Below are 20,359 nucleotides of genomic sequence, written 5' to 3'. Positions count from 1 at the left end.
ATACATGCCAGAAACGCCCCGTCCGGCCGCCTCGCCCCGTCCCGCGCGCCCGGAGCGCCCCATCCCCGTCATCACTTACCCCGAAGACCTGCCCGTCAGCGCGCGGCGTCAGGAAATCGCGCAAGCAATCGCCGCGCACCAAGTGGTCATTGTCAGCGGCGAAACCGGGTCGGGCAAGACGACTCAGTTGCCCAAGATCTGCCTGGAGCTGGGGCGCGGGCGCCGCGCCATGATCGGTCATACCCAGCCCAGGCGGCTGGCGGCGACCTCCGTGGCCAAGCGCATCGCCGAAGAGCTGAACACGCCCATGGGTGAGGTGGTGGGCTATCAGGTGCGGTTCAATGACCGCACCGGCCCCAATGCCGCCATCAAGCTGATGACCGATGGCATCTTGCTGGCGGAGTCACAGCGCGATCCTTTGCTCAGGCGCTATGACACCATCATCATCGACGAGGCGCATGAACGCAGCCTGAACATCGATTTTCTGCTGGGGTACCTGCGGCAGTTGCTGCCGCGCCGGCCGGATCTGAAAGTTGTCATCACCTCGGCCACGATAGACGCCGATCGTTTCGCCCAGCACTTCGCGGATGCGCAGGGCCAGCCCGCGCCCGTGATCGAGGTATCCGGCCGGCTGTACCCGGTGGAGGTGCGCTATCGCCCGGTTCAAGCGCCGCAAACCGACGAGCAGGCCAGTGCCCCGGCCAAAGGGACTCGCGAGCGCTTGGCCGGAGACGAAGAGCGCGATCTCATCGACGCCATCGTTGACGCAGTGGATGAGTGCGCACGCCACGGGCCAGGCGACGTGCTGGTATTTTTGCCGGGCGAGCGCGAGATTCGCGAGTCGGCCGAGGCCTTGCGCAAGCGGCATCCCGTGGGCACCGAGATCCTGCCGCTTTACGCGCGGCTGTCGCAAGCCGAGCAAGAGAAGATTTTCCATCCGCGCGGCAACAGTCGTCGGGTGGTGCTGGCCACCAACGTGGCCGAGACGTCGTTGACCGTGCCCGGCATCCGGTTCGTCGTCGATAGCGGCCTGGCCCGTATCAAGCGGTACTCCTGGCGCAACAAGGTCGAGCAGTTGCGCATCGAACCCATCAGCCGCGCATCGGCGAATCAGCGCGCCGGCCGTTGCGGCCGCATCGGCCCTGGCCTGTGCATCCGGCTTTATGACGAGGCGGACTACAACGCTCGCGCGGCGTTTACCGATCCCGAGGTGCTGCGCTCGTCGCTGGCGTCGGTCATCCTGCGCATGAAAGCGCTGAAACTGGACGACATCGAGCAGTTTCCTTTTGTCGAGGCGCCTCCCGGGCGCGCGGTGGCTGATGGCTACCACCTGTTGCAAGAGCTCGGCGCCATCGAGATGTCCGACGATGAGGACGGACAGGGCAAGCGCGTGTTCACGCTGACCCGCACAGGCCAGGATCTCGCACGACTTCCGGTCGATCCGCGCATCGGGCGCATGATCCTGGCCGCGCGCGAACAGCAATGCCTGACCGAAATGCTCATCATTGCCGCCGCCCTGTCGGTGCAGGATGCACGCGACCGTCCCATGCAAGAGCGCGAGGCCTCCGAGGCCGCTCACGCCAAGTTTGCCGACGAAAAATCGGAGTTTCTTTCCTTTCTCAAGCTTTGGCGCTGGTATGGCGAGCAAGTGCAGCACAAGGTGTCGCAGCGCAAGCTGGTGGCCCTGCTGCGGCAGAATTTCCTCTCGCCCATCCGTTTGCGAGAATGGCATGACGTGCATAGTCAATTGGCGTCGTTGGTGGGCGAGCAGGGCTGGCGCCTGAACCAAAGCGACGCCACCTACGAGCAACTGCATCTGGCGCTGTTGACCGGCTTGCTGGGCAATATTGGTTTCAAGAGCGAAGAGGGCGCCAACTACCTGGGCGCTCGCGATATCCGGTTCCACATTCATCCCGGATCACGGCTGGCCAAGAAAGCCGGCCGCTGGATCGTGGCTGCCGAACTGGTCGATACCACGCGGTTGTATGCCCGTTGCGTGGCCCGCATTGAACCGGTCTGGATAGAACGCGCCGCCGCGCACTTGCTGCGCCGTAATTTCTCCGATCCTCGCTGGGAAAAAAAGGCCGGGCAGGTGGTGGCCAATGAGCGCGCCACGCTTTATGGGCTGGTTATCTACAGCGGGCGGCGGGTGCAGTATGGCCGCATTCATCCCGAACATGCGCGCGAGCTCTTCATCCGCCAGGCGCTGGTACCCGGAGAGATCGACACGCGGCTGGCCTTTGTCGCGCACAACCGCAAGCTCATTGCCGGTATAGAAAAGCTTGAGCATCAGACGCGGCGTCCGGACATTCTGGTCGACGACGAACTGATCTATGCCTTCTATGACCGCCAGATTCCGGCCGGCATGTCGCAGACGGCCACGCTGGAAAAATGGGTTCACGGCCTGGATAAGAAAGCCGCCGCGCGCCTGATGCTGACGCGCGAAGAGTTGATGCGGCACGAAGCGGCCGGCGTGACCACCGAAGTATTCCCCAAGAAGGTCGAGTGGCAGGGCGTAAGTATGGCCCTGGACTATCACTTCGAGCCTGGCTCGCCGCGCGATGGCGTGACGCTGTCGGTGCCGTTGTTCGCCTTGAACCAGATCGATGCCCAGCGCTGCGAGTGGCTGGTGCCCGGCATGCTCAAGGAGAAGGCGCATCTGCTGCTCAAGTCCCTGCCGCAGAAGCAGTGGCGGCATTGCGTGCCGCTGCCAGATTACGCCGCTGGCTTCTACGATCGGTGGTTCGAGCGCGCCGCCGATCCCGGCATGGGGTTGATCGACGCCCTCAGCGAAGATATGTGGAAGCAGGTGCAGGTGCGTCCGCTTGCCAGCGACTTCAAGCTCGAGACGTTGCCCGCGCATTTGTTCATGAACTTCAAGGTGGTCGACGAACATGGCCGCATGCTCGCTGCTGGCCGTAATTTGGCGCAGTTAAAGGCCGAGCTGGGCAAGCAGGCGCAGGCCACGTTTCAGCAACTGGCCGCCCGTGACAACGACGTGGCCCAGGCGCTGGCGCATGAGAATCTGACTGGCTGGACCTTCGGGCCCTTGCCTGACATCATGGAAATCCGTCGCGGTGGCCAGTCAGTGGTCGGCTATCCGGCCTTGGTGGATCGTGGCACGCATTGCGATCTGGATGTCTTTGATGATCCTGAAGAGGCCAGACGCCACCATCGTGCGGGGCTCTTGCGGCTGTTTCGCATCGGTCTGCGTGAGCAAGTGAAGTTTCTGGAAAAGAACCTCACCGACCTCACCAAGATGAGCATGTTTTACATGACGCTGGGCACTCAGGATGAGTTGCGTGACCAGATCATCGACTGCGCGCTCGCTCAGGCCTGCCTGGGCGAGCCCTGGCCCGTCAACGAGCAGCAGTTCGACGCACGGCGTCAGGATGGCAAGGGGCGGCTTGGTCTGCTGGCTCAAGAGGTGGCGCGGCTTTCGATGGCCATTCTGACCGAGTATGCCGCGTTGCAGCGCAAGCTGGCGCAAGCCAAGCCGCATGCGGCGGCTTATGCCGATCTGATGCAGCAGCTTGGCGCGCTCATGCCGAAGTGGTTTGTGCGCGACATTCCCTACGCACACCTGGCCCATTACCCACGCTACCTGAAAGCGGCGGTCGCACGCATCGACAAGCTGCGCGCCGATCCGGAGCGGGACGCGCGCCTGCTGGCCGAGATGGCGCCGTTGCTGACGCAATATCAGCGAGCCCGCTCCGCGCTGAAAGGCGCGCCGGACCCCAGGCTGGACGAGTTTCGTTGGCTGTTGGAAGAGTTGCGTGTGGCGCTGTTCGCCCAAGAGCTGCGCACCCCCATGCCGGTGTCGGTCAAACGCCTGCTGAAAACCTGGGAGAGCATGCGGCGCTGACGGCGCAATGCCCAACGCCTGATTGCCAGGCGTTGGGCATTGCGGTCACCAGGCCAGAAAAGCCAGGACGACCAGGATGATCAAGCCCCATTTCGTGAGCTTGTAGACGGTTTTGTTCCACGCCTTGAACTGCTTGCGCTTTTGGTCGAGCTTCCAGTGAGCGTGCGTCAGTTTGTTGATGGCGCCGGTCTGGTCACCGGCGTCGTTGGGCGAGCTGGCCGCCGACATGACCTTGCGGCCAAACCAGCGATTGAAGGCTTCGGCCCAGCCCCATTTCAGGGGCCGCTCGACGTCGCAGAACAGAATGATGCGGTTGGCGTCGCTTTTGTTGTGCGCTTCGTGCACGTAGGTTTCATCGAAGACCACGCTTTCGCCATCGCGCCAACTGTACGAATCCCCGTCGACCACGATGTAGCAACGATCATCGTTGGGCGTGGCCAGACCCAGGTGATAGCGTAGCGACCCCGCGAAGGGGTCGCGGTGGGCGTTGAGCTTGCCGCCGGGCGGCAGCTCGGCAAACATGGCAGCCTTGACCTTCGGCAGAGTCTTGAGCAGGGCTACCGTATTGGGGCAGAGCTCTTCGGCCGAGGGGTGGCGTGCGTCATACCATTTCAGATAGAAGCGTTTCCAACCATATTTGAAGAACGAGTTAAACCCGATGTCATCATGATTGTCGGCCGCGCGTATGCGCCGTAACTCCGCCATCTTGAGGGCTTCGTCCCGAATGATCTGCCAATTTTCGTCCAGAACCCGCAACTCGGGGATTTCGCGGCTGGTGAGATAGGCCGTGGTCGGGACACGCGAACACAACACCATGAAGGCATTGATGGGTGCCAGGATGACGGAGTGATCCAGAAACTGGCGCGAGAGCGACAGGCGCACACGGCCACGAAAGTGTGCGAACAGTATGGAGGCCAGCCAGAGGCCGGGGATCAGCCATTTCATTTGGGGACGGATAACCTAGCGGAGTGATGTAGTGGATTGTCCCATATCCCGCCGCCCGGATGTTTTGACAAATCTCCATCCTGCGCAAGGGTATGCTGCCCGGACCGTCCCGCCGGCCTGCGCGGGTACAATCCGGGCATGTCCGAAGCCGCAACAAATCCGCCCCCTTTTGTACATCTGCGCGTTCACTCCGAGTTTTCGGTCGTGGACGGTATCGTGCGTATTTCCGACTTGATCAAGCGTGTGGCCAGAATGGGCCAGCCGGCAGTCGCCCTGACCGATCTTTCGAATATTTTCGGTCTGATCAAGTTCTATAAAAACGCCCGTGGCGCTGGGATCAAGCCCATCGCGGGGTGTGATGTCTGGCTCAGCAACGACGAAGACCGCGACAAGCCATTTCGCGCGTTGCTGCTGGTACGCAATCACCAAGGCTATCTCAACCTTTGCGAACTCCTGTCGCAATCGTTTCTGCTGAATCAGTACAAAGGCCGGGCCGAGTTGCGGCGTGAATGGCTGCAGGGACAGGAAGGGTTGATCGTGCTGTCTGGTGGGCGGGCCGGCGACATCGGCCATGCGTTGGACGCAGGCAATACGGTCGCCGCCCTGGCGCTGGCGCGCCAATGGGGGGAGATGTTCCCCGGCGCTTTCTACATCGAACTGCAGCGCGCCGGTATGGATGGCGACGAGGCGTATACCCAGGCAGCCATGCGGCTGGCCGCCGAAGCGGGGCTGCCGGTGGTGGCCACCCACCCGGTGCAGTTCCTGGACCGCGAAGAGTTCCAGGCTCACGAGGCGCGCGTATGTATCGCCGAGGGTGAAATCCTGGCCGATCCGCGCCGGGTCAAGCGTTTCACACCGCAGCAATATTTGCAAAGTTCGCAGGAGATGCAGGCCCGTTTTGCGGACGTGCCTTCGGCCCTTGCCAATACGATAGAGATTGCCAAACGCTGCAATCTGTCGCTGGTGCTGGGCAAGCCTCGGCTGCCCATCTTCCCCACCCCTGAGGGCGTGACCCTGGACGATTATCTCGTGCAGCTGTCCGAAGAGGGGCTGGAGAAGCGGCTGGCTTTTCTGTTTCCGGAGCAGGCCGAGCGGGACCGGCAGCGCGACACCTATTACGAGCGCCTGCGCTGGGAGTGCAAAACCATCATCCAGATGGGCTTTCCCGGTTACTTCCTGATCGTGCAGGACTTCATCAACTGGGGCAAGAACAACGGCGTGCCTGTGGGGCCGGGTCGGGGTTCGGGTGCGGGCTCGCTGGTGGCCTATGCCTTGGGGATCACCGATCTGGACCCCATTCGCTACGATTTGCTGTTCGAGCGCTTCCTGAATCCGGAGCGGGTATCCATGCCCGACTTCGATATCGACTTCTGCCAGGACAACCGCGAACGCGTCATCGAGTACGTCAAGACCAAGTATGGCCGCGCGGCTGTCAGCCAGATCGCCACGTTCGGTACCCTTGGCGCCAAGGCGGTCGTACGCGACGCCGGACGGGTGCTGGACATGCCTTATATGTTCTGCGATGGCCTGTCCAAGCTCATTCCTTTCAACCCGGCCGACCCCTGGTCGCTGGAGCGCACCCTCAAGGACGAACCGGCTTTCAAGGAACGCTACGAGCAGGAGGAAGAAGTCCGTGCGCTGGTGGACCTGGCGCGCCCGCTCGAAGGTCTGACTCGCAATATCGGCATGCATGCCGGCGGCGTGCTCATCGCACCGGGAAAGCTCACGGATTTTTGCCCGCTCTATTGCCAGCCTGGTCAGGAAAACAGCGCGGTATCGCAGTTCGACAAGGATGACGTCGAGGCTGCAGGTCTGGTGAAGTTCGACTTTCTGGGCCTGCGCAACCTGACCATTCTGGATTGGGCCGTGCGCTATGTGCGCCAGTTCAATGCCGACAAACGCGATTTCGACATCATGGCGTTGGCGTTGGATGACCCCGCCGCCTACAAGGTACTGTGCGACGCCAACACCACTGCCGTGTTTCAGCTTGAATCGCGCGGCATGAAGGAGTTGCTCAAGAAGTTGCGGCCCAACACCTTCGAAGACATCATCGCCATGCTGGCCTTGTACCGTCCGGGGCCGTTGGAGTCCGGCATGGTGGACGATTTCGTCAACCGCAAGCACGGTCGTGCGGCGGTGGATTATTTTCACCCGGATCTTGAAGGCACGCTAAAAAGCACCTACGGCGTCATCGTCTACCAAGAGCAGGTGATGCTGATCTCGCAGATCATCGGTGGCTATTCGCTGGGTGGCGCGGATCTGTTGCGCCGTGCCATGGGCAAGAAAAAGCCCGAGGAGATGGCCAAGCACCGCGAGCTGTTCCAGCAAGGCGCTCAAGAAAAAGGCCACGATCCGGACCTGGCGGTCAAACTGTTTGACCTGATGGAGAAATTCGCCGGCTACGGGTTTAACAAGTCCCATTCGGCCGCGTATGCCTTGATCGCTTATCAGACGGCTTGGCTCAAGGCTTATCACCCGGCCGAGTTTCTGGCTGCCACCTTGTCCTCCGACATGGATGACACCGACAAGGTGCAGATTTTCTGCCGCGACGCCCAGGACAATGGCGTCGAGGTGCTGCCGCCCGACGTCAATGCCTCGGGCTATCGGTTTGCCCCGGTCGAGGATGAACACACCGCTCATGGCAGGCCTCCACGCACCATGCGCTACGGCCTCGGGGCGGTCAAGGGAACCGGTCAGGGCGCGGTCGAAGAAATTCTGCGGGCGCGCCAGGAGGGCGGGCCTTTTGCGAATCTTTTCGATTTCTGCCGCCGTGTCAGCAAGCACGCCGTCAACCGCCGTACCATCGAGGCCCTGATCCGGGCCGGTGCCTTTGACACCATCGAATCCAATCGCGCCGCGATGCTGGCGTCGGTGGGCACCGCCATGGAGGCGGCCGAGCAGGCCGCTCGCAGCGTCAATCAGGCCTCGCTGTTTGGCGACGACAGCGGCGATGTCGTCGCCGGCGAGCTGGCCAAGGTGGCGCCCTGGAATCTGCACACGCGCTTGACCGAAGAGAAGGCTGCGCTGGGGTATTACTTCAGCGGCCACCTGTTCGACGCCTGGCGTGACGAGGTGCGCCGTATCGTGCCCATGCCGTTGGCGCGTATTGAGCCGCAACGCGACCTGCAATGGATGTGTGGCGTGCTCGCGGGCGTGCGCGTCATGATGACCCGCCGCGGAAAAATGGTGTTCGCCGTGCTCGACGACGGTACGGCACAGGTCGAGATATCGGTCTTCAACGAGCTTTTCGAGAAACATCGCAATCGCCTCAAAGAGGACCAACTGCTCATCGTGCAGGGCAAGGTCAGCAACGACGAGTACTCCGGCGGCATGCGCATCGTGGCAGAAAACCTGTTCGATCTGCAGTTGGCCCGCGAGGCGCGCGCCCGCGCCCTGCGCATCACGCTCAACGGCCAGGCGGATGCGGCACGCTTGCGGCAACTGCTCAATCCCTTCCGGGCCGAGCCGGAAAACGGCATTCCAGGCGTGCCCGTCGATGTTATCTACCGCAAGGATAATTTCCTGTGCACCGTGCGGTTGGGCCAAGAGTGGCGCGTGCGAATGGCAGACACCTTGCTGGAGAATCTCGCCCTCTGGGCCCAGCCCGACGGCGTGGAGGTCAGTTACTGATGCAGCCTCTGCGCATTGTTCATTCCGAGGCCGCCACCAGCTTCGGCGGCCAGGAAGGCCGGATATTCAAAGAAATGCATGCCATGCGCGCGCGCGGCCACCACATGGAGGCCATCGTGCAGCCCGATGCGCAGTTGGGTGAACGCCTGCGCGACGCGGGCTTTACCGTCCATACGCTGTACATGGACGGCCCGCTCAACTATGTAAAGGGCGTGCTGGCCATCCGTGCCCTTCTCAAGCGGGGCCGGTATGACGTCCTCAATACCCACAGCCGGCGCGATACGGTGATTGCCGCTGCCGCCGCGCGCCTGGCGGGTACGCCTCTTATTGTGCGCACGCGCCACCTGTCCAACAAAGTAGGCTCGCTCTGGAGTTACACGGGTTTGCCCCACCGCGTCACCACCGTCAGCGACCACGTGCGCGACGGCCTGATCGCTCGCGGCGTGCCACCGGCCCACATCGCGACGCTGTACTCGCCCATTGTTTTGCCGCCGCCGGTCGAACGATCGACCTTGCGTGGCGAGCTTGGCCTGGGCGATGACGATCTGATCGTCGGGTGCGTGGCCGTGATGCGCGCCAGCAAGGGCCACAAGGCCCTGATCGACGCGATGGTACCGCTATTGGTAAATCACCCACGCCTGCATCTGGTCTTTGTCGGTGGCGGGTCGCCCGTCTTCGAACAGACGCAGGCGTATATCGCCGAATTGAGCCTGTCGTCGCGGGTTCACCTCATGGGCATGCGGCGAGACGTCCCCAATCTGCTGGCGGGCTTCGATATCTTCGCCCTTGCCACGGAGCAGGAAGCCTCGGGCACGGTGTATGTCGAGGCCGAGGCCAGTGGTCTGCCTGTCGTGGGAACGAACGTCGGCGGCGTATCCGAAATGATGCGTGACGGCCAAACCGGTATTCTCGTCGCGCCCAAGGATGGGCAGGCCCTGACCGAAGCCCTGCGTCGCCTGATCGACGACGCGGCCCTGCGTCAACGCATGGGGCAGGCCGGCTGGCGTATGGTGCGTGAAGAAGGCGTTTTCTCCCCCGAACGGCTAGCCGAGAATACCGAGGCCGTCTACCGCAAATGGCTGACTGAACGCAAACGATGAAAAACGCGCCCAATGTTCCGGTGCTGATGTATCACCACATCACGCCGGCCGGCGGCATGATCGCCGCCACGCCCGAGGTCTTCGAGGCCCAGATCGCCGCGCTCGCTCGGGCCGGCTACCAGTCTTTGTCTGCCGATCAGTTCGCGGCGTATCTGGCCGGGGCGGCCGTGCCCGAGAAATCGGTGTTGATCACCTTCGACGATGGCTACTTGAACAACTGGGTGCATGCCCATCCCATTTTGGCGAAGCACGGCATGCGCGCCGTGATCTTCCTCATTACCGGTCTGATTGGCGATGGGCCTGCACGTGCATGTTCGGGGCAGGGATTGCCCCTGCCTGCCGACGTGGATCATGACGCTTCCAAGCGGCTGATCGCCGAGGGACGGGCCGATGAGGTGATGCTGCGCTGGAGCGAGGTCCAGGCCATGAGGCAGGCGGGCACGTTCGAGTTCCATTCTCACACGCACACCCATACGCGCTGGGACAAAGTCTGCGGTGCGGATCTGTCGGCCAACCGCCAGCATATCGCTCAGGAACTGGCCGATTCGCGCGCCACGCTCATACAGCGGCTGGGTAACGTGAGCGACCATCTCTGTTGGCCGCAAGGGTATTTCGACGTCGATTATGTGCAGGCCGCGCATGCTGCTGGCTTCCGTCACCTCTATACGACCGACCCTCTCGGGCAGAATCGCCCCGGCTCGAATCCGGCACATATCTACCGCTTTGCCGTGCGCAATCGCGCCGGCACATGGCTGACGCGGCGGATCTGGCAGTCCAGGGGGCCCGTGATCGGGCCGCTTTTCCACGCCTGGAAGGGCTTCAAGAAGCGCTTGAGGAGACGGGCATGACGCTGTCGGTCATCATCATCACCAAAAACGAGGCGGCCAACATTCTCGGTTGCCTGGAGTCCGTCGTCTTTGCCGATGAGTTCATCGTCGTCGACTCGGGCAGCACGGATAACACGGTCGAGTTGGCGCGCGACTTTGGCGCGCGGGTGGTCGTCACGGCGGACTGGCCGGGATTCGGCCCACAGAAGAACCGGGCCTTGGACCTGGCTACCGGAGACTGGGTCTTGTCCATAGACGCCGATGAGCGCGTCACGCCCGAACTGGCCCAAGCCATCCAGGCCGCCGTGCGGGACGGGCAGGTCCTGGCATGGGAGATGCCGCGCCTGTCGTGGTTCTGCGGTCGGTTTATCCGGCACAGCGGCTGGTGGCCCGATTACGTATTGCGCCTCTGGAAGCGCGGCGCCGCACGATTTACCGATGCTGCCGTGCATGAGAGAGCGGTCCCGGCAGACGGGCGTAGCGCCCGGCTCGGGCCGCATTTGCTGCACTACCCGTATCCGGATTTTGATTCGTTGATCAGCAAGATCAACCGTTACTCATCCGATGCGGCTGCGATGATGCATGCCAGGGACCGCCGCGCCAACGTCTTCACAGCCTTGGGTCATGGCTTCTGGACCTTCGTGCGTATTTATCTCATCCGGCGCGGGTTTCTCGACGGCCGGCATGGATTGGTGCTGGCAGCCACTGCGGCCGCCGGTAGTTTTTTCCGTTATGCCAAGCTGATGCTCAAGTCCGAGCCAGAGCCACCCAAGTGAAGATCCTCTATACCAATTTCCATCCGCGCAACGGGGGCGGGCACGTCACCTACATCATCAATCTGGCGCGCGGCCTGGCTGCGGACCACGACATTGTGGTGGCGACTCCGCCGACCAGCCGCCTGTATCGCTATGCGCAAAGCATAGAGCGGGTGCGGGTCGCACCCATGGACTTCACCACGCGACTGTCCTCTTGGTTTGCCGGCCGTCAGTGCCTGAAGCGGTTGATCCGGCAAGAAAAGTTCGACGTCATCCACTGCAATGGCAGCGCCGATCACAAGCTGGTCATGCTGGCCACGTTGGGGATGCGTCATCGGCCCCGCATCATTTTCACCAAGCACAACGATCATCCGCTGGCCAGCTTGGGCAACGCCGTGAGGGCGCGCTGGGCCACCGATCATGTCATCGCCGTAAGCGACTATGTACGCAAACTGGTGCAGGCCTCGCCCTATGGCCGCTTGCCGATCAGTACCATCCGCCATGGGGTCGACACCAATTTCTATGCCCCGCCTGCTCCCGGCAGTCAGGACAAGTTGCGGGCATTGTTCTTTGGCGAAGACTGGCATGGCAAACTGCTTCTGGGCAGCGCGGGCGGAACCGACTTCGACAAAGGTTGGCTGGATCTGGTCGATGCGGCGGGCAGCCTGCCGCCTGAGCTGCGGGGCAGGGTCCGCATCCTGGTGGCCGGCGATCCTCCCAACGACGTCAAACTGGCCCGCGTCCAGGCCGCGGGCATGCAAGAGCAGATGGTGTTTCCGGGATTGCTAGACGATGTTCGGGCGGCACTGGCCTCTTGCCATGTGGGCTTTGTGCTGTCTTACCGCGAAGCGCTGTCCTTTGCCTGTCGCGAAATGATGGCCATAGGCCGTCCGGTGCTGGCCAGTGACGCCGGCGGCTTGCCCGAGAACATCACGGTGGGGCGTGATGGCTGGATCGTGCCAGCCCGCGACGTGCCGGCAATCGCTGCGGCGTTGCGCGGGATGCTTGCCGATCCGGAAACCTTGCGCCGCATGGGGCTGGCCGCGCGCGAGAAGGCCGTACGTGAGTTCAATTTGCAGGATTTCGCTCGCGCCACCCTGGATGTCTACATACGAACGCTGGCCGAGCGCTGACGCATTTTCCCGATCTGAGGCAGGGCAGGCCCCTCTATAATCCGCCCATGAATCCAATTCCCATCCTCATGTACCACCAGATCGGCCAGCCCGCGCCCAGCGGCACGCCATATCGCGGCCTGACGGTGCATCCGGCGAGCTTTCGCCGCCAGATGACATGGATGCATCGGTTGGGCTATCGAGGCCTGTCCATGCGAGATCTCATGCCCTATCTGCGCGGCGAGAAAAACGGCAAGGTCTTCGGCGTGACCTTCGACGATGGCTATCGCAACGTGCTTGAAAATGCCGCGCCGGTGCTCGAAGCGCTGGGTTTTACTGGCACCAACTATTTCGTTGCGCACCAGATGAACGGCAGCAATGTATGGGACGCCGAAAAAGGCATTCCTTACTCGGGTTTGATGAGTGTCGACGAAATGCGTCAATGGCATGCCGCCGGCAACGAGGTCGGTTCGCACACGCTGGATCACGTGCATCTGCCGCAGCTCGGGGCCGAGGAGGCCCGCCGCCAGATCCGTCAGTCCAAGGAAGAGCTCGAGCAACTCGTCGGGGCGCCGGTGACGGCGTTTTGCTATCCCTATGGCGACCATGGGCCCGAACACATGGCCATGGCGCGCGAGGCTGGCTATGACAACGCCACGTTGACCGTGCGGGGCCTGGCCCGAGCGTCGGATGATCCTTTTGGACTGCCTCGGGTGACCGTCTCGCGCTCGACCCACCTGCTGCGTTTTCTGCAAAAAACCCTGACCCGCTATGAAGACCGCCGCCGGCGCTGAACGTCGGCTGCGCATCGCGTTGCTCGTCGACCGCTTTGGCAAAGGCTTTGGCGGCGCTGAAGCTTATGGCGTCGAACTCATGCGTGTTCTGTCAGAGCGGCATGACGTCAGCGTAGTCGCCCGTGAGTACGACAGCGATTTGCGACTGGCTTATCTGCCTGTACGGGCCAGCCCCCGGCTGCCCAGCTGGGTGCGGGTGCTCTACTTTGCCTGGTGTGCCTGGCGGTTGACCCGTGGAGGACGTTTCGACATCGTCCACTCCCACATGAATGGCTGGGCGGGCCAAGTACAGGTCATGCACGTGACGCCCGTGCGCTACAACCGCATGCATGGTGCGCCTGTCATTCGGCGGTTGGCGTCATGGCTGAGCCCCCGTTTGGCCACTTATCTTTGGCTCGAGCGCGCGCGCGTGGCGCAGGTTCCCGGCCGCCGCGTGGTGGCGGTCTCGCAGCTCATCGTCGAGCAGCTGCACGCCGCGTATGGTCCACGATTGCCCGTCAGCACCATCCTTCCGGGCGTTCACGCTGCGGCCCCGGCGGATGCCCAACGGCGGCAGGCCACGCGCCATGAGCTAGGGCTGGGAGCACAACAGACGATCTGCCTGCTGGTGGCGCGCAACCCTATGCGCAAGGGCCTACCTGCCTTGTTGTGTGCGCTGCCTGAACTGCCGCAGAGCTATCGACTGCTGGTCGTCGGGGCCGATGAGGCCGCGCGTAGCGCCGTCGTTGAAAGCGGTCTGGCGGCGCGGGTCAACCTGGTGGCGCCAACGCCGCAGGTCGACCGTTATTACGAGGCGGCTGACATCTATGTCCATCCGACACTGAACGACAGTTTCGGCATGGCGCCGTTGGAGGCCATGGCTCACAGATTACCCGTGGTGATCAGCCCGCCTACCTATTGTGGTTTTGCCCGTTACCTTGAAGACGGCATTCAGGCGCTCATCCTGGACGATCCGCGTGATGGGCCCGGCCTGGCACGCGCCATTGCACGGTTGGGTGAGGATGAGGCCTTGCGCGCACGCCTAGTGCTCAATGGGTTGGCGCTGGCCGAGCAACAAAGCTGGCAGGCTGTGGCGGCCCGCTACGAAGCGCTCTACGCAGGGATACTCGGCGAAAGACCGGCCGATGGCAAACGCTAGCCCGGCGCGGTCAGGCGCTCGGCCATAGCGAGCCAGTGCAACGCCTCTTGTCGGTTTTCCCCGCACATTTCACGCTCAGGCGGCAGCGACCCGCATACCCGTGGACGGTCGGGATGCCCGAAAATCCGACACCGCATCGCCTCATCGAGCTGGATACAGGGCACACCGGCTGGCTTGCCATCCGGCATGCCGGGAATGGGACTGGATATCGAGGGCGCAATACAGCAGGCAGCACATCCGGGGCGGCACTCCATAGCTACACCCAGCCGCGCAACCAATACACCAGCAGGCCCGCATACTCTTTGATAATGGAGCGGCTGGCGTCCAGCGCGCGCGTATCCGGAATCCAGGGGGTGATGCCGCTGCCTGCCGGCAGCACGATCTGGGGCGGCGCCGGCGCGGCAATGACTTCGACCCCTTGCTTGGAGAACGCGGCCATGGCCCGCGGCATGTGCAGGGCCGAGGTCACCAGCAGCACTTTGTCGATGTGGTTGGCGCGCAGCGTATCCTCGGTCAGGGCGGCGTTTTCATACGTGTTGCGGCTGGCGTTCTCCAGTACCAGTGCCGAGTCGGGCACGCCGTGTTGGCGCATGCGGTGCGCCATGCCCTGAGCCTCGCTCACGTTGCCTTCCAGCGCGCCGCCAGACAGCACGACTTTGGGCGCGCGCCCGGCCAGATACAGATCGGTGGCCACATCCACGCGCACCACTGCCGTTTCTTTCTCGTACGGGAGAAACCAATTGGCTCGCCCGTTGGCCGTGTTTCCACCCAGAACGACGATGGCGTCTGCGGTCGGGGCAGTCTGTGCGGCCAGATGGGGATAACGCTTCTCCAGCGCGCCTCCCAGCCAGAGGGATGTCACGGGCAAGGACCAGGCGAAAACCCAGATCAGCCCGGCCGCGATGAGCGTCGAGCCTGTTTTGCGCCAGCGCACCAGACAGAGCACCAGGCCCAGCACCACCAGGGTGAGGCAAAGGTTAAACGGAATGATGAGATTGGTCAGGTAACTATTGATCGTCATATCCAAACGTTGCTACGGGAGGCAGCCCTGCAGTTGCTCACGCGCGGTGGCCTCGACTTCGGCCAGGGTGGGCCAGACATCTTCGGCGCCCAGGCAGACTGCGCGAGCCGACCAGGGGCCGGTTCGTTCCCGGCGGGTTACGCCGAACAAGGCCAGTTCGCGGGCGCCGGCAGCCGCGGCGATGTGCGAGACGCCGGAATCATTGCATATCACCAGGCGGGCGCGGGTCGTCAGGCAGGCAAAGGCACCCAGTCCCAGTGGCGGCAGCAGCGTCGCCGTGGGTGCATTGCGGCGCGCCTCTTCAACTTCCGACGCAGGTGGGCACATTACCACGGTATACCCCATGCCCTGCAAGACTCGAGTCAAGGCGTCGAATTGCGGCCAGACCTTGACCTTGCCACGGTGCAGGCCCGTTGCCGTCGGGGCAATCAGCACGAAGGGCAGGTGGCTCAGGCCGGCTGCGGCCAACGCGGCCTCGCATTCATTGCGATGCCGTTCGGTCACGGGCAGGTCAAGCGAGGAGCCCGCCTCGGGGGCACCAACGGGCAGCCCCCAGGTCTGGAGGGCTGCCCGTGTAAGGTAATACCAGGATTGAACGGCATGCACGTCCTGGGCGGGCTTGTCCATTGGCCACCGGAGTAACAAACTGCGACCGTCATCGCGGTAGCCCGCGCTGGGCACCCCGGCCAGCCGAAACACGGCCGCGCTGGACAGGGAGTCCGGCAGCAGCAGGCCGCGGCTTGGGCCGTCGCGGTGACGTGCCACCGTGGCGCGGTCGCTGCGCCATTTGCCCGTCATGGGCAGAAACCCGGCCTTGGGCAGGCCGTCGAGCAGGTCACGTGCCCAGGGGCGGGCGCAGATGACCAGGGGCAGGCCGGTCTGTTGCAACAGGTGCAGGCTGGGCAAGCTCATGCAGACGTCGCCGACCCAATTGGGCACGCGGACATAGAGGGTGAATGGTGCGGACATAAAAAACCGATCACCCCGCAGGGTGGATATCATTCGAGAGAGCCGGTGTCGGCAGGTACAATCCCGCCATGATTGTATTAAAGCGAGTGCTTCCTTGACTTCTGGCGTACGTGACGCAACCGCCGGTAACGAACCGGTCAAAGCCGTGCTGTGGCAGCGCATCTACAGCCGGGTGGGCTCTTACTGGAAGGGGCTGCTGCTGGCCGTCTTGCTGATGGCGGGGGCGGCGGCAACGCAGCCGACACTGGCCGTCATCATGAAACCGCTGATCGATGGCGGTTTTGCCGGCGACAAACCACAATATATCTGGTCCGTGCCGCTGGCGGTGGTGGGCCTGATCTTCATCCGGGGTGTCTGCAATTTTTTCAGTGACTACCTGCTGGCCTGGGTGGCCAACAATGTGTTGCTGGGCATACGGCGCGAGATGTTCGACCGCCTGCTGGGGTTGCCGGACGCGGATTTCAAGCGCGGCGATACCGGGCGGCTGCTCAACCGCTTCACCATTGACGCCGGCAATGTCACAGGTTATGCCACGGATGTCATCACCGTCCTGGTGCGTGAAACCCTGGTCGTGATCTCGCTGGTCTGCGTCCTGCTGTATATGTCTTGGCTGCTGACGGTCATCATCCTGGTGGTGATGCCGATCTCGGTCTGGATCGCGCGAAGCTTCGCGCGCCGGCTGCGCCGCATCAACCGCGAAACCGTCAACATGAACGCTGAACTCACCCGCGTGGTGAGCGAAGGCATCGATGGCCAGCGCGTCATCAAACTGTTTGATGGTTATGACGCCGAGCGCGGTCGTTTTGCCTATGTCAATGCCCGGCTGCGCCGTTTTGCAATGCGTACCGCTGTGGCTGATGCTGCGTTGACGCCATTGACCCAGGTCTGCATTGCGATATCCGTCGGTGCTGTGATTGCCGTCGCGCTCGGCCAAGCCAACGCGGGCGCGCTCACCGCGGGTGCCTTTGCGGCCTTCATGAGCGCGTTGGCCCAGATCTTCGACCCCATCAAGCGACTGACCAACCTGGCCAGCAAGATGCAGAAAATGCTGGTCTCGGCCGAGAGTGTGTTCACTCTGGTCGACCAGATTCCGGAGGTCGACGACGGTCCGCGGCAGTTGCCCGAGCCCGTTCGCGGCAAGATCGAGTTCCGTCAGGTCGGACATCGCTTCCCCGACGCCCACCGTGATACGGTGGCGGATGTGTCATTCGTGGTCGAGCCGGGGCAGACGGTGGCATTGGTGGGCCGCTCCGGCAGTGGCAAGACCACGCTGGTTAACATGCTGCCGCGTTTCGTATTGCCCACCGAGGGCGGCATTCTCATTGATGACGTGCCCATCAACGAGGTGCAGTTGCGTAGCCTGCGCTCGCATCTGTCGCTGGTCAGCCAGGATGTCGTGCTGTTTGACGACACCATCGCTGCCAACGTTGGGTACGGCGCGCTCGGCCAGGCCGATGATCAGCACGTGCGCGAGGCCTTGGCCGCGGCCAATCTGCAGGACTTCGTCGATGGCCTGCCCAAGGGCATGCATACGCCGGTCGGTGAAAATGCCGCGCGCCTGTCAGGTGGCCAGCGTCAGCGCTTGGCCATTGCCCGCGCCCTCATCAAGAATGCGCCTATCCTGATCCTTGACGAGGCCACTTCCGCGCTTGATAACGAGTCCGAACGCCAGGTGCAAAGCTCGCTGGAGCGCCTGATGCGGGGGCGTACTACGCTGGTGATCGCTCATCGTTTGTCCACGGTCCAGAATGCCGATCGCATCATCGTCCTCGATGCGGGCCGTATCGTGGAGCAAGGGCCTCATGCCGTACTCCTGGCCGCGGGTGGCTTGTACGCCACCCTCTACAACATGCAGTTCCGCGACGACTGAGCGAGAGTGCTTACGTTCCTTCATGCCTGGTTGCATGACGTGTGGATAGACTGCTGTACTTGCAAAGAGAGTCCACCGGTTTCGCCGGTAAAACCGCCCGACAACGGGCGGTTTTTTTTTGGTTCATCGAGGAATACCGGGGAATGCAGACCGGATCTTGAGGAAGAAGTACTCCTGATCGCGGTAGCCGTAGGCGCGGCGCTTGATGACTTTGATGGTGTTGTTGATGCCCTCGACGATGCTGGTGTTGAGCCGGTGGCGACAGCGAGACAGAATCCCGTGCAGATAGGCTTTTAGCTTGAGCGCGAAGTGAGCCAAGGCGGCGATGCCGCTGCCCTGAGCCTGTTGCAGCCAGTGATCCCATGCCTGGCGGGCGTAGCCGGGGTGTTGGTAGAACCACAGCTGTTTGAGCTCATCGCGCATCAGATAAGCGGTGAGCAAGGGCTGGTTGGCCTGGAGCAACTCGTCCAACTTTACCGATTGGCACGGATCGAGGTTTTTGCGATTGCGCAGCAGTAGCCAGCGACTGGACTTGATCACCCGGCGGGCCGGCTTGTCGTGCCGCAACTGGTTCGCTTGGTCTACACGCACCCGGTCTATCACTTCACGGCCGTACTTGGCCACGACGTGGAACAGGTCGTAGACGATCTCGGCGTTGGGGCAGTTGGCCTGGATCTCCAGCTCATAGGCCGTCGTCATGTCGATCGCTACGGCCCGGATCTGCTGGGCAACCCCAGTTGGCAGTTGTTCGAAGAAGGCTCTGGCCGTCTCGCGCGAGCGGCCATCACCGATCCATAGCACCTGACGGCGGATCGGATCGACAACGACCGTGGCATAACGATGGCCCTTGTGTAGAGCGAACTCGTCCATCGCTAGGTAGTGGATCTGGCTCCAGTCCGGCTCTTGGATCGCCCGTCGCAGCAGGGCCTTGTCCAGCGCCTTGACCGTGTGCCAACCCAGTTGGAAGAAGCGCGCCACGGCCAGAATGTTGCTGGACTCAAGCAACTGGCTGACCGCCTCGGCCAGCCGGTCGGTCACTCGCTGGTAACGGCCCAGCCAGCTCAGCCTCTCCAGATGCGGTCCACCGCACTGCTCGCACCAGACCCGCCGACGCGGCACTACCAGCGTCACTCGCAGCGCCATTAGCGGCAGATCCCGCACCCGGCGCGTGGTCGTCTCATGCACCTGCCGACATCGGTTGCCGCAGTGCTCGCAGTGCATCGTTCGCGCTGAAGGCTTCAGGTAAATCGTGACCGTCCGGCTCTCACCTTCAGGCCACACGACCCGCTCCACCCGATAACCTTCCCACCCACCCAACCTCTCGATCGTCTTGCGGTCCAGCATGATCCCGGCCTTGATCCTTGAAAATCAAGGATCAAGCGTAACGGCAATCAAGCACGGCTCCACGCTATTCCGCGATGAACCTATTTTTTGGCCGGACTGGGAGCCATCCTGTTTTCTGCCAAAGCCGTGGTTGTCAAATTTACCTATCGCTATGGCATCGATGCGGTGACGCTAATTGCCTTTCGCATGCTGTTCGCCATGCCTTTTTTCGCAGCGGTGGCCTGGTGGGAGTCGCGCCGGGCTGCGCGCGGACAGATCGCCACGCTGACGACCCGTGAGCGCATCCAGATCTGCGTGCTGGGTCTTATCGGTTATTACTTGTCCAGCTTTCTGGATTTTCTCGGGCTGCGGTATGTCAGCGCCAGCCTCGAGCGCCTGATCCTGTTTCTGTCGCCCTCGCTGGTGGTTCTGTTATCGGCCTGGTGGCTCAAGCGGGCCATTACGCGGCGCCAGCTCTGGGCCATGATCCTTTCCTATATGGGGGTAGTTCTGGTCTTTGCTCACGACTTATCGGAAACCGGTGGCGGGTCTGATGTCGTTAAAGGGTCTTTGTTCGTTTTCGCTTCGGCGCTGAGCTATTCTGTTTACCTGATCTGCTCCGGCGAGCTGGTCAAGCGCGTCGGAGCCACGCGCCTGGTCGCCTATGCCATGCTGGTGTCGTGTGTGTGGCCTGCGTGATTCAGTTTTTTGTCGTGCATCCGCCTTCGGTGTTGGTGCAATCCGCCGGCGTCTATGGTTATTCCCTTATCCACGCCACGCTCAATACGGTGTTGCCGGTGTTCATGATGATGTGGGCAGTCGCGCTGGTGGGCGCGCCCACGGCCTCGTTGCTGGGCATGTTGGGGCCGGTTTCGGTGCTCTTTCTTGCCGCCTGGCTGCTGGCCGAACCCATCACCGTCTGGCAGCTCGCCGGTACGGCGCTGGTGTTGGCAGGGGTTTTCGTTCTGACAGGCAGGCGCCCCGCCAAAGCGGGATAGCGCGGCCTTCAG

General features: G+C 62.6%; 14 protein-coding genes and 1 pseudogene. 10 read left to right on the top strand and 5 right to left on the bottom strand.

Going from position 1 to position 20,359, the window contains the following annotated elements:
- Positions 1-4: 4 nt before the first annotated feature.
- Entirely contained in the window at positions 5-3,865 is a 3,861-nt protein-coding gene (gene hrpA, locus LK440_RS11380; RefSeq protein ID WP_005012567.1) for an ATP-dependent RNA helicase HrpA, read from the top strand.
- Between the two features lie 45 nt (positions 3,866-3,910).
- Here hrpA and lpxO read toward each other — a convergent pair whose 3' ends face one another.
- The gene (lpxO, locus tag LK440_RS11375) at positions 3,911-4,810 is read right to left on the bottom strand and encodes a lipid A hydroxylase LpxO (protein WP_005012570.1); all 900 of its coding nucleotides are present in this window, start codon (positions 4,808-4,810) and stop codon (positions 3,911-3,913) included.
- Positions 4,811-4,948: 138 nt separating this feature from the next.
- Between lpxO and dnaE the strand changes: the two genes are divergently transcribed.
- The 7 genes from dnaE to LK440_RS11340 all read left to right on the top strand — a co-directional run bounded on the left by dnaE (position 4,949) and on the right by LK440_RS11340 (position 14,166).
- The gene (gene dnaE / locus LK440_RS11370) at positions 4,949-8,440 is read left to right on the top strand and encodes a DNA polymerase III subunit alpha (RefSeq protein ID WP_005012572.1); all 3,492 of its coding nucleotides are present in this window, start codon (positions 4,949-4,951) and stop codon (positions 8,438-8,440) included.
- The gene (locus tag LK440_RS11365; RefSeq protein ID WP_005012574.1) at positions 8,440-9,540 is read left to right on the top strand and encodes a glycosyltransferase family 4 protein; all 1,101 of its coding nucleotides are present in this window, start codon (positions 8,440-8,442) and stop codon (positions 9,538-9,540) included. Before dnaE ends, LK440_RS11365 begins: the two co-directional genes overlap by 1 nt.
- The gene (locus LK440_RS11360; RefSeq protein WP_005012577.1) at positions 9,537-10,388 is read left to right on the top strand and encodes a polysaccharide deacetylase family protein; all 852 of its coding nucleotides are present in this window, start codon (positions 9,537-9,539) and stop codon (positions 10,386-10,388) included. Before LK440_RS11365 ends, LK440_RS11360 begins: the two co-directional genes overlap by 4 nt.
- Positions 10,385-11,143 carry a glycosyltransferase family 2 protein gene (locus LK440_RS11355; RefSeq protein ID WP_005012580.1) on the top strand — a complete coding sequence of 253 codons (759 nt, stop codon included), beginning with the start codon at positions 10,385-10,387 and terminating at the stop codon, positions 11,141-11,143. Before LK440_RS11360 ends, LK440_RS11355 begins: the two co-directional genes overlap by 4 nt.
- Entirely contained in the window at positions 11,140-12,255 is a 1,116-nt protein-coding gene (locus tag LK440_RS11350; protein WP_005012582.1) for a glycosyltransferase family 4 protein, read from the top strand. The genes LK440_RS11355 and LK440_RS11350 overlap by 4 nt, the downstream gene beginning before the upstream one ends.
- Before the next feature lie 68 nt (positions 12,256-12,323).
- Positions 12,324-13,028 carry a polysaccharide deacetylase family protein gene (locus LK440_RS11345; protein ID WP_005012585.1) on the top strand — a complete coding sequence of 235 codons (705 nt, stop codon included), beginning with the start codon at positions 12,324-12,326 and terminating at the stop codon, positions 13,026-13,028.
- A complete protein-coding gene (locus LK440_RS11340; RefSeq protein ID WP_005012587.1) occupies positions 13,006-14,166 on the top strand; it encodes a glycosyltransferase family 4 protein in 1,161 nt (386 codons plus the stop codon). The genes LK440_RS11345 and LK440_RS11340 overlap by 23 nt, the downstream gene beginning before the upstream one ends.
- Here the strand turns inward: LK440_RS11340 and LK440_RS11335 are convergent.
- The 3 genes from LK440_RS11335 to LK440_RS11325 are packed head-to-tail and all read right to left on the bottom strand — an operon-like array spanning position 14,163 to position 16,156.
- Entirely contained in the window at positions 14,163-14,420 is a 258-nt protein-coding gene (locus LK440_RS11335; RefSeq protein ID WP_076879486.1) for a YkgJ family cysteine cluster protein, read from the bottom strand. The genes LK440_RS11340 and LK440_RS11335 overlap by 4 nt on opposite strands.
- A gap of 2 nt (positions 14,421-14,422) precedes the next feature.
- Positions 14,423-15,187, bottom strand: coding sequence for a YdcF family protein (locus LK440_RS11330; RefSeq protein ID WP_005012592.1), 765 nt, complete (start codon positions 15,185-15,187; stop codon positions 14,423-14,425).
- Positions 15,188-15,199: 12 nt separating this feature from the next.
- A complete protein-coding gene (locus tag LK440_RS11325) occupies positions 15,200-16,156 on the bottom strand; it encodes a heptosyltransferase (RefSeq protein WP_025341367.1) in 957 nt (318 codons plus the stop codon).
- 94 nt (positions 16,157-16,250) lie between these two features.
- On the opposite strand from LK440_RS11325, the gene msbA reads away from it, so the two are divergent.
- Positions 16,251-18,026 carry a lipid A export permease/ATP-binding protein MsbA gene (msbA, locus tag LK440_RS11320; RefSeq protein ID WP_017685673.1) on the top strand — a complete coding sequence of 592 codons (1,776 nt, stop codon included), beginning with the start codon at positions 16,251-16,253 and terminating at the stop codon, positions 18,024-18,026.
- Between the two features lie 123 nt (positions 18,027-18,149).
- On the opposite strand, the gene LK440_RS11315 is transcribed toward msbA, so the two are convergent.
- The gene (locus LK440_RS11315) at positions 18,150-19,370 is read right to left on the bottom strand and encodes an ISL3 family transposase (RefSeq protein WP_005011985.1); all 1,221 of its coding nucleotides are present in this window, start codon (positions 19,368-19,370) and stop codon (positions 18,150-18,152) included.
- Between the two features lie 87 nt (positions 19,371-19,457).
- On the opposite strand from LK440_RS11315, the pseudogene LK440_RS11310 reads away from it, so the two are divergent.
- Positions 19,458-20,347: pseudogene (locus tag LK440_RS11310) on the top strand (DMT family transporter).
- The last annotated feature ends 12 nt before the right edge of the window (positions 20,348-20,359 follow it).

Origin of the sequence: Bordetella holmesii (assembly GCF_020735985.1) — a bacterium.
Classification (GTDB): domain Bacteria; phylum Pseudomonadota; class Gammaproteobacteria; order Burkholderiales; family Burkholderiaceae_B; genus Bordetella; species Bordetella holmesii.
This window is presented reverse-complemented; position numbering and strand designations above follow the sequence as displayed.